General features: G+C 46.0%; 15 protein-coding genes. 1 reads left to right on the top strand and 14 read right to left on the bottom strand.

Annotated elements, in window-relative coordinates:
* Positions 1-4: 4 nt before the first annotated feature.
* From rnhB to rpsB, 14 genes are all read right to left on the bottom strand, one after another.
* Entirely contained in the window at positions 5-580 is a 576-nt protein-coding gene (gene rnhB, locus ACXACM_RS09270; protein WP_474821275.1) for a ribonuclease HII, read from the bottom strand.
* Positions 573-1,727, bottom strand: a complete 1,155-nt coding sequence (lpxB, locus tag ACXACM_RS09265) for a lipid-A-disaccharide synthase (RefSeq protein ID WP_474821274.1) — start codon at positions 1,725-1,727, stop codon at positions 573-575. Before lpxB ends, rnhB begins: the two co-directional genes overlap by 8 nt.
* Positions 1,728-2,498, bottom strand: a complete 771-nt coding sequence (lpxA, locus tag ACXACM_RS09260) for an acyl-ACP--UDP-N-acetylglucosamine O-acyltransferase (protein WP_474821273.1) — start codon at positions 2,496-2,498, stop codon at positions 1,728-1,730. It lies immediately after the preceding gene.
* Position 2,499: 1 nt separating this feature from the next.
* Positions 2,500-2,949 carry a 3-hydroxyacyl-ACP dehydratase FabZ gene (gene fabZ, locus ACXACM_RS09255; protein WP_474824289.1) on the bottom strand — a complete coding sequence of 150 codons (450 nt, stop codon included), beginning with the start codon at positions 2,947-2,949 and terminating at the stop codon, positions 2,500-2,502.
* Positions 2,950-3,146: 197 nt separating this feature from the next.
* Positions 3,147-3,662, bottom strand: coding sequence for an OmpH/Skp family outer membrane protein (locus ACXACM_RS09250; protein WP_474821271.1), 516 nt, complete (start codon positions 3,660-3,662; stop codon positions 3,147-3,149).
* A 48-nt stretch (positions 3,663-3,710) separates the two neighbouring features.
* Positions 3,711-6,188: an outer membrane protein assembly factor BamA gene (gene bamA / locus ACXACM_RS09245; protein ID WP_474821269.1), complete on the bottom strand. Its 2,478-nt coding sequence runs from the start codon at positions 6,186-6,188 to the stop codon at positions 3,711-3,713.
* 57 nt (positions 6,189-6,245) lie between these two features.
* Complete coding sequence (rseP, locus tag ACXACM_RS09240) at positions 6,246-7,601, bottom strand: sigma E protease regulator RseP (RefSeq protein ID WP_474821268.1); 1,356 nt, start codon at positions 7,599-7,601, stop codon at positions 6,246-6,248.
* Positions 7,601-8,782: a 1-deoxy-D-xylulose-5-phosphate reductoisomerase gene (gene ispC, locus ACXACM_RS09235; protein ID WP_474821266.1), complete on the bottom strand. Its 1,182-nt coding sequence runs from the start codon at positions 8,780-8,782 to the stop codon at positions 7,601-7,603. Before ispC ends, rseP begins: the two co-directional genes overlap by 1 nt.
* Positions 8,782-9,645, bottom strand: coding sequence for a phosphatidate cytidylyltransferase (locus ACXACM_RS09230; RefSeq protein WP_474821265.1), 864 nt, complete (start codon positions 9,643-9,645; stop codon positions 8,782-8,784). The genes ispC and ACXACM_RS09230 overlap by 1 nt, the downstream gene beginning before the upstream one ends.
* A 50-nt stretch (positions 9,646-9,695) precedes the next feature.
* Complete coding sequence (gene uppS / locus ACXACM_RS09225) at positions 9,696-10,475, bottom strand: polyprenyl diphosphate synthase (RefSeq protein ID WP_474821263.1); 780 nt, start codon at positions 10,473-10,475, stop codon at positions 9,696-9,698.
* Positions 10,476-10,484: 9 nt separating this feature from the next.
* The gene (gene frr, locus ACXACM_RS09220; RefSeq protein ID WP_216025690.1) at positions 10,485-11,042 is read right to left on the bottom strand and encodes a ribosome recycling factor; all 558 of its coding nucleotides are present in this window, start codon (positions 11,040-11,042) and stop codon (positions 10,485-10,487) included.
* Positions 11,043-11,062: 20 nt separating this feature from the next.
* Positions 11,063-11,803: a UMP kinase gene (gene pyrH, locus ACXACM_RS09215; RefSeq protein ID WP_474821261.1), complete on the bottom strand. Its 741-nt coding sequence runs from the start codon at positions 11,801-11,803 to the stop codon at positions 11,063-11,065.
* Positions 11,804-12,002: 199 nt separating this feature from the next.
* A complete protein-coding gene (tsf, locus tag ACXACM_RS09210; RefSeq protein ID WP_474821260.1) occupies positions 12,003-12,875 on the bottom strand; it encodes a translation elongation factor Ts in 873 nt (290 codons plus the stop codon).
* Positions 12,876-13,002: 127 nt separating this feature from the next.
* Complete coding sequence (gene rpsB / locus ACXACM_RS09205; protein WP_474821259.1) at positions 13,003-13,734, bottom strand: 30S ribosomal protein S2; 732 nt, start codon at positions 13,732-13,734, stop codon at positions 13,003-13,005.
* A 347-nt stretch (positions 13,735-14,081) separates the two neighbouring features.
* Here rpsB and map point away from each other — a divergent pair, with 347 nt between their 5' ends.
* Positions 14,082-14,873, top strand: a complete 792-nt coding sequence (gene map / locus ACXACM_RS09200; RefSeq protein WP_474821257.1) for a type I methionyl aminopeptidase — start codon at positions 14,082-14,084, stop codon at positions 14,871-14,873.
* The last annotated feature ends 67 nt before the right edge of the window (positions 14,874-14,940 follow it).

The following is a 14,940-nucleotide window of genomic DNA, read 5'->3' as shown; positions in this document are numbered from 1 at the left end:
TCTCTTACTTACCAGCGGCCAAACGCGCCTGTACAGGCTTAAAACTCATACGATAACACGGTAAAACACCATATGTCTCAAGTGCTTCAAAATGCGCTTTGGTGGGATAGCCCTTATGACCTGCAAAATTATACTGAGGATGACGTACGTGCAGCGCAATCATGTCATTGTCCCTTTCTACTTTTGCCAAAATTGATGCTGCAGATATTTCAGCATGTAAGCTATCGCCTTTCACCACAGCCTCAGACCTGAAGTCCCACTTTGGCAAACGATTACCATCTACGCGCACAAAATCCGGGGTGATAGATAAACCTTCCACAGCCCGCTTCATGGCAAGCATGGTAGCATGTAAAATATTGATGTCGTCTATTTCTGCAGGGCTTGCGCGTCCTATACTCCAACAAAGCGCTTTTTGCTTTATTTGCTCAGCCAGCAGGATGCGTTTTTTCTCAGATAGCTTTTTTGAGTCGTTTAATCCATCAATGGGATTTGCAGGATCGAGTATTACCGCCGCAGTAACCACGTCACCCACCAGCGGTCCACGACCAACTTCGTCCACGCCTACAATAAATTCATTCATTAATGATCTCCGCAATAGCCTCAGCCGCCATTTTATCGGCATTCAGCCTTAGTGCCTTATGTATTTCAGTAAAACGCGCTATCAGAGCACTATTATCATTTGTGAACAAGGGAAGTAAGTGTTCAGCGAGGGTAGTTGGATTGACATCTTCTTGCAGTAACTCAGGAACCAGCGGCTCATTTGCTAACAAATTTGGCAATGAAAAATAAGGCGCCTTGTATAGTCGCTGCATAATTTTGTAGGTTAGCGAAGACAACTTGTAACAGGACACCATAGGACGCTTACACAGCATAGCTTCCAGTGTCGCCGTACCAGATGCCAGCAAAATGACATCACTGGCAATCATTACGTCCCTGGCGTTACCCAGAGTCAGTCGGATTTGCTTCGCTGTCACCAGGTCGGAAACTGACTCGTTTAAGTATGCCTGAATCGTGTCCAGGCGGTATTGATTAGCAGCAGGAATGACAAAGAGACATTCAGGTAACTGCTGATGAATTTGTTTGATGGTATCTACAAACACGGGTAACAGAGCTTTCAATTCACCGCCTCTACTACCGGGAAGCACAGCCAGTACAGGTGTCTCTTCAGGTAAACCTAACGCAGTGCGGGCAGCAATCTTATCTGGCTCTAATGGGATGGTATCGGCGAGTGTATGACCTACGAACGTATAGGGTACATCATATTTTTCATACACCTGGGCTTCAAATGGAAACAACCCGAGCACGTGGTTCGTCGCCGCTTTAATTTTATGGATCCGTTTCTCGCGCCAAGCCCAGACGGTCGGGCTGACGTAATGAATTGTCTTAATTCCCCGTTGCTTAAGTTGTTTTTCGACACGTAAGTTAAAGTCTGGTGCATCGACACCAATATAAACATCAGGAGGAAACGACTCGAAATGTGCTAAGAGCGCTTTCTTGAGCTTTAAAATTGCGGGTAAATGACGCAGCACTTCCACCAGCCCCATCACCGACAAGGTTTCCATATCAAATAATGAATGAAAACCTGCCTTCTTCATGTTGTCGCCGCCAATACCTTCAATAATAGCGTTGGGGTAACGCTTGCGAAGCTCGGCTACCATACCAGCAGCAAGCACATCACCAGAAGGTTCTCCGGCAACGATTGCTATGCGAAGAGGTGAGTCAGGCATCTAGCGGATGATGCCTCGTTCTGCATTTTTTAAGAAATTCACCAGGTTTTTAACCGCCGGGAACTTTTCAGCGGGTTCAGCCAATTTAGCAATGGCTTCGTCAATGGTGTTATTATCGCGATAAATAACCCTGTAAGCCCGTTTAATGGCCATAATTTCTTCCGACGTGAATCCACGTCTGCGAAGCCCTTCAGAATTAATTCCCGCTGCAACGTGCTTAATACCGTTGACCATCACAAATGAAGGAATATCACGCAACACAATTGCGCCGGCACCAACGAATGCGTGATCACCTACTTTACCAAACTGGTGAATAGCAGAACCACCGCCGAAGATAACAAAATCACCTAAGCGCACGTGACCCGCCAGGGATACATTATTTGCGAGAATACAATCGTTACCAATCACACAGTCATGGGCTACGTGTGCGTTGACCATCACCAAATTACGGGAACCAATTCGGGTTACCCCTTCGTCTTGAATCGTGCCTCGGTGAACAGTGCAGGTCTCCCGAAATACGTTGTCATCACCAATTTCAAGTGATGTAGTCTCTCCGGCGTATTTCTTGTCCTGACATTCTTCTCCAATGGAGCAAAATTGGAAGAAACGGTTGCGCTTGCCAATGGTCGTAGGCCCTTTGATCACAACATGGGATAACAACTCGCAGTCATCACCAATTACTACATCGTCACCAATGTAGCAAAAAGGACCCACCGTGACATTTTTGCCCAACTTGGCTTTTTCGGAAATCACGGCAGTAGAATGAATCACGTTAAACTATCTCTCTAATTGCACACATAAACTCTGCAGTGCACGCGTCTTCACCGTCGACACTTGCAATACCTTTAAATTTCCAAATCCCTCTGCGCTCTTTCAACAGGGTCACGTCAAAGTCCAATCTGTCGCCAGGCGTCACAGGACGTTTGAAGCGCGCACTGTCAATACCAGCATATAGGTACAATTTATCTGACTTACCCATTGTTTTGAAACCTAACACGCCAGCAGCCTGTGCCAATGCTTCCAGAATTAGCACACCAGGAAAAATTGGGCGATCGGGAAAATGGCCCATGAAACATGGCTCATTCATCGTAATGTTTTTATACGCTTTGATAGACTCACCTTCCACATAATCGGTAACGCGATCGACCAATAAAAACGGATATCGATGAGGAAGTAAATCCAGAATTTCCTGGATATCAATAGTATTCAGTGTGTTGGCCAAAAAACGCTCTCCTATGCCAAAGCCAGCCCCAGTAATAAAAGCCAAAGGCTGTTTGCCGTGTTGTAATTCTAAATGGCGGCAACCATACGCGCATATGCACTTAAAACAAATCAGACCAACGTCTTCCGACGTTAGTCTGGCTTGTTTGCATTATTCATGCTTGTAAATCACGACAAGGCTCACTAAGCCCCGCCCGTTTACTTAATCTTTTTGACCTGCTCAAGTACTTCTTCAGACAGATCATGTTCTTCATTTGCAAACGCTACAGCACCAGCGTTAAGAACCAGATCGTAGTTTTGCTTGGCGGCAACTGCATCAATAGCCTGTTTGATTAAGCCAAGTAACTTATTGCGCTCTTCGTTACTACGACGCTGAATGTTCTGCTGTAAAGGCTGGGCTTTTTCTGCCAGTTGCTCACGAACATTAAGAATTTTCTGTTGCAGATCTTTCTTCTCGTCTTCGCTCATGGTTGCAGCGTCACGTTGAAGGCGTTCAGCATAAAACTGTCCGTCTTTTTGAAGTTGATTCACTTCTTCGATCTGATCTTTAAATTCCATCTGAATGTTGTTAGTGATCTCAGTAGCCTGAGGCATCGCCTGAAACACACCCTGTACATCCACTACACCGATTTTTTGCTCTGCCATTGCAGATGCACTCATTAATGCACTACCTAACACCAGGGTTGCAACGAATTGTCTTGCCAACTGTTTCAAAAGGCACTCCTTTTTTAAAAATTAAGCCCGGTTTTTTCCGGATTAGAATTAGAATGTTTGACCAATATTAAAGGTAAAGAACCTAGCATCATCACCATCGCGTTCTTGTAAAGCCCGCGAGAAGCTAAATACCATTGGGCCCATTGGTGAAATCCATTGTACAGAAATACCAGCCGAACTACGATACTGTGTCCAGTCTGAATAGTCCAACAACTTCCCATCCGCTGCGTTCAACTGATCGAGTTGCTTGTATTCATCATAATCAAACTCTGTGTCCCAAACATTACCCACGTCAAAGAACACACTGGTTCGAACGGAATTGTCGTACTCTACATCAACAAAGGGGGTAGGTACAATCAACTCTAAGCCACCCAAGGCCATGGCATTACCACCTAAACTACGACGTGAGATAGAAATACTATCTGTCGATGGATCCCCAGGATAAACCTGACCATCCGGGCCGGTGGTGGTATTTAAGTTACGACGGATCACACCGCGAGGGCCTACGGTATTGTTTTCAAAACCGCGCAGTGTATCTGCACCACCAGCAGTAAAGTTTTCAGTGAAAGGCAGGATTTGTTCATTGCCGTCTATATCACCGTAACCATTACCATAACCTAAACGCAGCCTTGCCAGGACCGACCAACGTTGATCCCGCGAAAGAGGGAAGTAAAACTTTGTATCCAAAATAGACTTGAAGAAATTCACGTCTGAATTAGGCGTAGTAATACTAAAACTAGCCCGCTGAGATGAGCCTGCAGTGGGGAATAAACCACGGTTCAGGGTACTGCGACTCCACGCCACACTCGCCTGGTAACTATCGTATTTCACAGGCGCTTCAGGGTCACCAGCAGCACGGAATTGGTTGTAAAACTGTTCCGTTTGCTCGTAGTAACCTGTGTTATACAACTCTACACTGGAATAGGTTAAGCCAAAGTTAATCCGGTTGAATTCATTAATTGGGTAACCTACGTTTGCTCCAACAGACCAACGTTTAGAGTTATACTGGATAACGTTAAAGTCAGAACCGTCGAACTCACTGTACCCAATAGTGCCCCCTAAGCTAATCCCATCAATAGTAAAGTATGGGTCGTTGTAGGTTATTTGAGCAGACCGTTGATAAGATACAGTGCTGATGTTCACACCAACCTGCTTACCCGTACCCAGGAAGTTGTTCTGTTGAATACCTGCTTGCAAACTTAACTTAGTCTGGTCGCCGTAACCAATACCAGCGTTAAAGGAACCGGAGGGTTGTTCTTTAACAGAGAAATCCACATCTACCTGATCTTCTTTGCCTGGTAAACGGGTCGTTTCAAACTCAACTTCTTCCATGTATGTCAAACGTGACAAGGCACCTTTAGAAGACTCAAGTAAGGAATTGGATAACCAGGTACCTTCCATTTGATGGACATTGTGACGCAATACATTGTCTGATGTAACAGTATTGCCACCAAAATTAATCCGTCGCACGTATATTCGCTTACCTGGGTCAACAGACAGGGTAAGTTTAACCGTTTTATCTTCATCGTTGATATCAGGAACAGTGGTAACCGTCGGAAATGCATAACCGAAACGTCCCAGATACTTACTGATAAACTCTTCGGTATATGTCACTACTGCCTGGTCGTACAATTCACCTACATTGATAGGTAAAACCCGTTCAATGTATGCTTCATTACCGAGCAAGTCACCCACTAGCTCAACGTCGCTAACGGTGTACTGTTCACCTTCAGTGACATTAAGCGCAATGTAGATGCCGTCTTTTTCCGGTGTCATTGACACCTGGGTGGAATCGATGTTGAAGCGAAGATAACCGCGATCGAGATAGTGGTTGCGCAGAGTTTCCATATCTCCTTGCAACGTTTGTTGCTGATAACGGGTTTCTGATAAGAAGTCCCACCACGGCGTATCAAACTGAAGTTCCAGATCTTCCATCAACTCTTTATCAGAAAAAACCTTGTTTCCGACAATGTTGATCTGCTGGATCTCAGCTGCGTCACCTTCCTCGAAAAGCAGCTTCAAATCTACGCGGTTACGTGGAAGGGGTGTTACGATTGCCGTCACGTTGGCATTGTACTTACCAATACTGTAAAAGAAGTCTTTCAAACCGTTTTCAATGGACGTAAGAACAGTTTTATCCAGCGGCTCACCGATGCGAATACCATTGCCGTCGAGGCTCTCTTGCAACTGTTCATCTTTGATATCGTCATTACCCTCAAAGATTATATTACTGATCGTTGGGCGTTCCGCGACTTTAACGACGAGGGTATTGCCATCACGAAGGATCTCTACACGCTCGAAGTGAGTAGAAGAATATAACGAGCGAATTGCCTGCGTAACGCGGAAACTGTTTAAACGGTCACCAACTTGCACGGGCAAATACGTTAAGGCTGCACCCAACGCAACGCGCTGAAGGCCCACGACTTTGATATCTTCAACAACGAATTCACTGTCAGACGCTGCAGCATTGGCGAAGCTAGCACTGGACACCATGAGTCCGGCTGCTACTAACTGATTTAACTTCATCTATTCTTTTATTCCTGGCCGCGTTTGCTGTTTCTAATTAATTTTGTCGGAAACCAGTTACCCGGTGACACGACTTATATCGTTAAAAATGGCGATACTCATCATTGTGAAAAGTAACGCACCACCAATTTTAAATCCCCACTCCTGCACCCCTTCAGGTACTGGCTTACCGGTTAGCCACTCCACTGTAAAAAACAACAGATGACCGCCGTCTAACATAGGAATTGGCAGTAGGTTGATAATGCCCAAACTCACACTTATCAACGCTAAAAAGCTCAAAAAATAGGCTACTCCGTAGCTCGCACTGGCCCCAGCTCCCTGTGCAATGGAAATCGGGCCACTGAGGTTATTCAACGACACATCTCCGGTTAGCAGCTTGCCTAACATATCAATACTAACGACGGTTAAGCGCCCGGTTTTTGCCAAAGCCCTTTGCATCGCATCAACTGGACCATATTGATGCGTAAACAAGTACCCATCGGGCCAAGCCTCCTGCAGCGGGCTAACGCCGAGAAACCCGCGTTGTCCCTCAGGTGTATCACGGCGAGCGATAGTGACATCAATCACACGCTCTTGTCCATCCCGTGAAACCATAAATTGTACATCCTGGCCCGGCATATCCTGAATTCGCTCAACCAACGACAACCAGCTTTCAATTGGTTCGTCGTTAATCGCTCGTAGCACATCCCCCTGTTGGATACCCGCCATGGAAGCTGGACTGTTTTCAGAGACGATAGCCACCTCCAACGTTATCGCTGGTCGGAATGGCACAATTCCCAGGCTGTTTAAAGCAGACTCTTTATCTGGGTCAAAGTTCCAGTTGTTAATATCTAATGTTACCTGACGGGTCAATTTTTGGTCGTTGCGCACCACAATATCGACAGAATCACCACCTATTGCAGACACCAGCTCCAAATTCACCGACTCCCAGTCAGGCGTGTTATGACCGCCAATTTCTACTATTTCCACCCCTGCCTCTAATTGGGCAGCCGAAGCGATACTAGCAGGTTTTATTTCACCGACAACCGGCTTTACAGTTTCCTGGCCGATTAAAAACATTAAAAAAAGCGCTAACACGGCAAAAATAAAATTCACGGCTGGGCCAGCAACGATAATCGCCATGCGCTGAAGTACTGGTTTATTGTTAAACGCCAGATGCCGTTTGTAGTCGGGTACGTCGTCGATACGCTCGTCCAGCATCCGCACATACCCACCAAGTGGAATGGCTGCAATGGCAAACTCTGTACCTTTTTTATCTACTCTTGTCCAAAAGGGCTTACCAAAGCCTATTGAAAAGCGCTCTACATGAACACCGCACCACCGAGCAACAATAAAGTGTCCCCATTCATGTACTGCCACCAATATGCCCAAAGCGACAATGAACGCCACCAGACTTTGTAAAAACATCATCACTATTTGCGCCCTCTGATTATGTTGAGTGCCACATGACGAGCATTCTTATCTTCCTCAAGGATTTGTTGAAGCGATGAAACCACTGCGCTTTCCATTTGTTCTAAGGTTTCCTGATTAACTTCTGCAATCTGAGTAAATGATATCTGCCCTTCCAGGAAGGCGGCAACAGCCACTTCATTGGCAGCGTTCAAGCGTGTTGTTGCTGCTTGACCCGCTTCACAGGCATCAATAGCAAGCTTGAGATTGGGATATCGCTGATAACAAGGGGAATCGAATGATAAATCTGCCATCGTTGCGAAATCCAATGGCGCTACGCCAGCATCAATACGTTCAGGCCAGGCCAGACCATAAGCGATGGGCGTTCGCATATCCGGGTTCCCCATCTGTGCTATCACTGAACCATCGGTGTACTGCACCATAGAATGGACAACACTTTGAGGATGCAGCACCACGGTAATATCTTTTGCCGTCGCACCGAATAGCCAACAGGCTTCGATAAATTCCAGGCCCTTATTCATCATTGTGGCGGAATCTACTGTTATTTTTCGTCCCATAGACCAATTGGGATGTGAACATGCCTCGTCTACAGTAACCTGTGAGAGTGTATTTAACTCGCGGGTTCTGAAAGGTCCCCCAGATCCGGTAAGCAAAATCTGATGAATACCGGATGCTGCAAACTGACCATAGCAAAAATTATCCGGAAGACACTGAAATATGGCGTTGTGCTCACTGTCAATGGGTAGAATTTCAGCACCCGACTGATTAGCGGCATCAATGAAGAGCTCTCCAGACATTACCAGTGCTTCTTTATTCGCCAGTAGTACCCGCTTACCGGCTTTCACAGCAGCCAGTGTGGGTAGCAGACCGGCTGCACCAACTATAGCGGCCATTACAGTAGTGACCTGGGCATCACTACTGACCTCTTCAAGGGCTTTCACGCCACATAGAATTTCGGACGTAACGCCCCACTCGTCAGCGAGGGAGACTGCATCGTGATAACGGCTTTCATCGGCAACAACCACATAACGCGGAGAACAAGCCTTAGCTTGCTCCATCAGTTTCTCTAACTGATTATTGCCTGTTAGCGCAAAAACCCGGTAACGATCAGGATGGCGTTGCAACACATCAATGGTACTACAACCAATGGAGCCTGTTGCACCAAGTACGGTAACGGTTTGCATTATGCCATCCAGGTTACGTAGCAAAACGCAAAAATAGGAAACGCTGCGGTCAGGCTATCAATGCGGTCCAGAATACCACCGTGGCCTGGCAGTAACTTGCCACTGTCTTTTATGCCAGCACAGCGTTTTAACATACTTTCGTTCAGGTCTCCCAATGCTGAGACTGCCACGGTTATACCGCCTATGAGAAGATGCAACCAAATTCGCGAAGGTGCAACCTGATAGTGTAGTGCGGCAAACGCAATGATAGCGAAAGAGGCTGCGACGCCACCTAGCAACCCCTCAAGGGTTTTACCCGGCGAAACATTAGGTCGCAATTTGTGGCGACCAAACTTCACGCCAACAAAGAAAGCACCAATATCAGCTGCCCACACAATACCCAGTACATAGAAAATTAGCGATGAGCCATATAGCGGGTCTACATCGTGGAGGCTGGTACGTAAGCTGATAACGGCTACCCACGTAGGCACCAGGGTTAGCACGCCAAATACCATTCTTATAGCGTTATTATTTTTCCAGAATCCACTGTATTTGGGGTAAGCAATGATCATACACAGTGAAGCTATCCACCACGCGACAGAGACGCCCAAAATAAAGTGGTACAGTCCGTGAAGTTGGCCTTGGTACCAGATGAGGTCAGCGTCTACAATTGATGATAAGACAATACAGATTGCAAACACGCAGAAGGCAAATACGCCCTTCTGAGGACGTGGACCCACGCCTGACATATTCGCCCACTCATAAGCACCCAAGCCAACGACACCAGCAATAGCTAGTTCAAACCACCACACAGGAAGAAAAAGAATGGCAATGAGCGCGAGTGGCGCGAGGATTAATGCTGTTATTATTCGTTGTTTTAGCATAATGGGCGTAGTGCTCCTTGAAGCAAAATAAGCTCCCCCTACAGGGCCACTTATTTTGCGTTAACGTCTACCTGTTCGCCTGTCAATCCAAAGCGACGCTGACGCCGTTTGAAATCATCCACGGCCTCTTGGAATACATTTTCTGAAAAGTCAGGCCATAAAACATCAGTGAAAAACAACTCAGCATAGGCACACTGCCAAAGTAGGAAATTACTGATACGATGCTCTCCACCAGTGCGAATAAGTAAATCCAACTCCGGCAATTCAGCCGTGGACATCTTACTATTGAAGAGCGTTTCATTGATATCATCAATGGAGACTGCGCCTGAGACCGCTTCGCTTGCCACTTGCTGCGCAGCGTTGACAATGTCCCAACGTCCGCCGTAATTTGCTGCGATGTTAAGTACCAATGCCTGGTTTTCCGCTGTCATCTCTTCCGCTTTGCGAATCTTTTCCTTCAATTTATCGTCAAACGCAGAGACATCACCAATAACTTTTAATCGAACACCATTCTTATGCAGGCGCTTCGCTTCGTTATTTAAAACAAGATTGAACAGCTCCATTAACACAGATACTTCTTCTTCGGGACGTTTCCAATTTTCACTGGAAAAAGCGAAGAGCGTTAATGATTTAATCTCATTTTGTCTGGCAAACCGAACGACGGCGCGAACTGACTCGACGCCGGCCTTGTGACCAAACGTTCTGATTTTACCTTTCTTTTGCGCCCAGCGACCATTCCCATCCATGATGATCGCTACATGTTGAGGCCCCGGCACATTTTCCGGGGATTCAACTTCAACTGACGCTTTGTTAGACCGCTTTCCTAACATAGTATCTGCTTACACTTCCATAAGTTCTTTTTCTTTGTCTGCCAGCATGGCATCCACTTTTTTGATGAAATCATTGGTAAGAGACTGAATATTTTCTTCCGCTGCACGACTCTCGTCTTCGCTGATTTCTTTTTCTTTTAACAGTTCTTTCACGTCACTATTGGCGTCGCGACGAATATTGCGGATAGCAACACGACCACCTTCCGCTTCATTGCGAACGACACGAATAAGGTCTTTACGACGCTCTTCAGTTAGCGGTGGTAAAGGAATGCGGATTGCTGCGCCGGCACTCATCGGGTTCAACCCCAAATCAGACTGCATAATGGCTTTTTCTACCGCTTGAATGGCGCTTTTATCGAAAACGGTTAGTGCCAGGGTACGACTGTCTTCCGCCACTACGTTGGCGACTTGCTTCAACGGCGTATCAACACCGTAGTATGGGACCATAATGCCATCAAGCAAACTAGGGTGCGCACGCCCTGTGCGGATTTTGCTCAACTGACTTTTTAATGCACTGATGCTCTTTTCCATACGCTCACGCGCATCCAATTCAATTTCATCAATCACAAATATATTCCTATTCTTTATTACTTAAAATTTTCGGGATGGTCGATTAACGTGCCTTCGGTTTCACCCATCACTACGCGTTTAAGGCAACCTGGCTTATTCATGTTAAATACGCGAATTGGCAAACTGTGGTCACGGGCAAGTGTAAAGGCAGACAAATCCATCACCTTGAGCTCTTTCTCGAGTACTTCCTGATAAGACAATTGAGGATACATAGTTGCTTCAGGGTTTTTCACCGGATCGTCGTTAAATACACCGTCAACCTTGGTGGCTTTAAGTACAGCATCGGCTTCAATTTCAATGCCTCGTAAACACGCAGCAGAGTCGGTTGTAAAAAACGGATTACCCGTACCGGCAGAAAAAATTACCACGCGTCCGGATTTCAACAAGCTGATAGCTTCAGCCCAATTATATGCATCACATACACCGTTCAGAGGAATTGCCGACATCAAACGGGCATTGACGTATGCACGGTGCAACGCATCTCGCATTGCCAAACCATTCATTACCGTGGCAAGCATACCCATATGGTCACCCACGACTCGATTCATACCTGCTTTTGCCAGGCCTTCGCCGCGAAATAAGTTACCGCCGCCAATAACAAGCCCCACTTGTACGCCCAATTCTACCAGTTCTTTTATTTCCTGGGCCATGCGGTCTAACACTTTGGGGTCGATACCAAAGCCCTCAGCGCCCATTAACGCCTCTCCGCTGAGTTTTAACAAAATACGACGATAGGCTGATTTTGGTGTGATACTCATTGTTTGAATTATCCTTCTGAATTCGGCTTGCCTCATATTTCGCCCGTGTACTACGCCACAAAAAATGAAGCAAATCGACTCTTTACGAATATGGGTTTGTTACGCGGTAAAATGCATACCCAGCTTATAAAAAAGCACCTCCGAAGAGGTGCTCTGTAGTGTATCCGACATTGGCCGAATGAAAAAGCGAAACGCTGAATTATTTCTTCGCTGCTTCCATTTGAGCGGCAACTTCTGCTGCGAAATCTTCAGTTTTCTTCTCGATACCTTCACCAACTTCAAAACGAATGAAGTTGATTACGTCAGCACCTTTGCTCTTCAGCAATTCACCAACAGACATGGAAGGATCTTTAACGAAAGGCTGACCAGTCAGGCTGATTTCGCCGGTGAATTTCTTCATGCGACCAGCAACCATCTTCTCAGCGATATCCGCAGGCTTACCAGATTGGATAGCCAACTCAACCTGAATTTCTTTCTCTTTTTCAACAACTTCAGCAGGAACGTCGTCAGGCTTAACGAATTGAGGGCTAGCGGCAGCTACGTGCATTGCCACATCTTTAGCCAGCTCTTCGTCACCGCCATTAAGAATTGCAACTACGCCAATACGACCACCGTGCACGTATGCACCTAAGTTGTCACCTTCAACGTTGATAACACGACGAGGAGAAATGTTTTCACCAATCTTAGATACCAGATTGTCACGAACAGTGGCGATTTTTACGCCGTCAAGTTCTGCATCGTTCAGTGCGTCGATATCATTAACGTTTTCGTTGTAAGCAACAGCCAGAACCTGATTGCCGAAGCTCAGGAAACCTTCGTCACGGGCAACAAAGTCAGTTTCACAGTTTACTTCCATCATGGTAGCGCGATTGCCTTCAACCTTAGTCAGGATAACACCTTCAGCAGCGATACGGCCTGCTTTCTTGGCGGCTTTTGCCTGACCAGATTTACGCATATTCTCGATGGCTAGTTCGATGTCACCATCGGTCTCAACCAGCGCTTTTTTACAATCCATCATACCTGCGCCGGTACGCTCACGCAGTTCTTTAACAAGTGCTGCAGTCACTGCCATTTTTCAATTCCTCAGCATTAAACATTTATTAAGGTAAAAGGGGCTTTGGGCCCCTTCTAGAGATATTCGTTTTTTTTGATGACAGTGGCATGTCAATGTCATAACCACTGTCACCAGACAGGTCTGATTACTCAGCGGCTTCTACGAAGTCGTCTTGTTCAGCCTGAACTTCCAGGTTGCTTTCGCGACCTGTGTTTACTGCATCAGCAGCTGCATCAAGATACAGTTGAATAGCACGGATTGCATCATCGTTACCTGGGATGATGAAATCAACGCCATCTGGGTTAGAGTTAGTATCTACAACACCAACTACAGGAATGCCCAGGTTACGTGCTTCAGTTACAGCAATGTGCTCGTGATCAGCATCGATAACAAAGATAACGTCAGGCAAACCGCCCATGTTTTTGATACCGCCCAAGCTGCTTTCCAGCTTGTCCATTTCACGTTGCAACATCAGTGCTTCTTTCTTAGTCAGTTTTTCAAACGTGCCGTCTTGTGCTTGTTGCTCAAGTTCTTTCAGACGTTTGATCGATTGACGAACTGTTTTCCAGTTAGTCAACATACCGCCTAACCAGCGCTTGTTCACATAAAACTGATCGCACTTCACTGCCGCGTCTTTAACAGCTTCACCAGCTGCACGCTTAGTGCCAACAAACAGGATTTTACCTTTCTTAGAAGCAACACCAGACAAGTAGCTCATTGCTTCGTTAAACAGTGGAACTGTTTTTTCCAGGTTAATGATATGAACCTTGTTACGCGCACCAAAGATGAAAGGCTTCATCTTAGGGTTCCAGTAACGGGTTTGGTGACCGAAATGCACACCGGCTTTCAGCATGTCACGCATTGATACGTTAGCCATAATATTTTCCTCTTGGGGTTAGGCCTCCATATACCCCTTGCATCGATCCACACAGCGCTAAGACTGGCAGACACCCCGATGACAAGTGTCGGTATATGTGTGTTATTTAAAGATATATTTACGTTCAGACCACAAGACATTTCGCAATGAACATATCAAGGGTTGTTAAACGCGGGCGCTTTATATCATAAGTCGCGCAACAGCTCAAGTTTATAGCTCCTTTATCGATCGCGACTATACAGTAGGTCCTTCAACCGTTAACATAGTATAAATTGTGCTTTGTGGCTGGCGCGACGACGCGCTTAACACGATGTGTATTTGCAAAAGTTCAGAATATCGAGGATACAGTGGCAGCTATCATTAAAACCGCTGAAGAAATTGAAAAAATGCGCGTAGCAGGAAAACTTGCTGCTGACGTGCTCACTATGATTACGCCTTACGTTAAAAAAGGCGTAACTACTGATGAGTTAAACACCCTTTGCCATGACTATATTGTCAATGTGCAAGATGCAATCCCGGCGCCATTAAACTACGGGCACCCACCTTTTCCAAAATCTATTTGTACATCAGTAAATCACTGTATCTGCCATGGTATTCCGTCAGATAAAAAGCTTAAAGACGGGGATATCATCAATATAGACGTCACTGTCATCAAAGATGGGTATCACGGCGATACATCTAAAATGTTTATTGTTGGTAAACCCAGTATTCTCGCTGAAAGGTTGGTGCGTGTGACCCAGGAATGCTTGTACAATACCATTAAGCAAGTTAAACCGGGCATGCGCCTAGGAGATATCGGCCACCTTTGTCAAACTCACGCTGAATCGCATAATTATTCTATTGTTCGGGAATATTGTGGGCATGGTATTGGTTCAAGTTTTCACGAAGAACCACAAATTGTTCACTACGGACGCCCGGGTACTGGTGAAGAACTGGTGCCTGGTATGTGCTTTACTATCGAGCCAATGGTTAATGCTGGTAAACGCTATTCTAAATTACTCCCCGATCAGTGGACAGTAGTCACGAAAGACCGAAGCCTTAGTGCCCAGTGGGAACACACTTTACTTGTTACCGAAACCGGTGTTGAAGTACTAACCCTCCGTGAAGAAGAAGATCTTCCCAGAATCATTAGCCACTAATTGTTTACGCAGACAGTTTACGAGACTGTCTGCGCTCTCCCTGAAGTATAACTTTTTCGACTAGTTA

This window comes from Alteromonas sp. AWQ4_252, from assembly GCF_056158205.1.
Note: the sequence above shows the minus strand (reverse complement) of the source record. Positions and strands in the feature narration are given on the sequence as shown.

What these genes read in the sequence shown, in the direction of transcription:
- rnhB (WP_474821275.1), bottom strand. Translation starts at nt 580, where the DNA reads ATGAATGAATTTATTGTAGGCGTGGACGAAGTTGGTCGTGGACCGCTG.
- lpxB (WP_474821274.1), bottom strand. Translation starts at nt 1,727, where the DNA reads ATGCCTGACTCACCTCTTCGCATAGCAATCGTTGCCGGAGAACCTTCT.
- bamA (WP_474821269.1), bottom strand. Translation starts at nt 6,188, where the DNA reads ATGAAGTTAAATCAGTTAGTAGCAGCCGGACTCATGGTGTCCAGTGCT.
- ispC (WP_474821266.1), bottom strand. Translation starts at nt 8,782, where the DNA reads ATGCAAACCGTTACCGTACTTGGTGCAACAGGCTCCATTGGTTGTAGT.
- ACXACM_RS09230 (WP_474821265.1), bottom strand. Translation starts at nt 9,645, where the DNA reads ATGCTAAAACAACGAATAATAACAGCATTAATCCTCGCGCCACTCGCG.
- uppS (WP_474821263.1), bottom strand. Translation starts at nt 10,475, where the DNA reads ATGTTAGGAAAGCGGTCTAACAAAGCGTCAGTTGAAGTTGAATCCCCG.
- pyrH (WP_474821261.1), bottom strand. Translation starts at nt 11,803, where the DNA reads ATGAGTATCACACCAAAATCAGCCTATCGTCGTATTTTGTTAAAACTC.
- tsf (WP_474821260.1), bottom strand. Translation starts at nt 12,875, where the DNA reads ATGGCAGTGACTGCAGCACTTGTTAAAGAACTGCGTGAGCGTACCGGC.
- rpsB (WP_474821259.1), bottom strand. Translation starts at nt 13,734, where the DNA reads ATGGCTAACGTATCAATGCGTGACATGCTGAAAGCCGGTGTGCATTTC.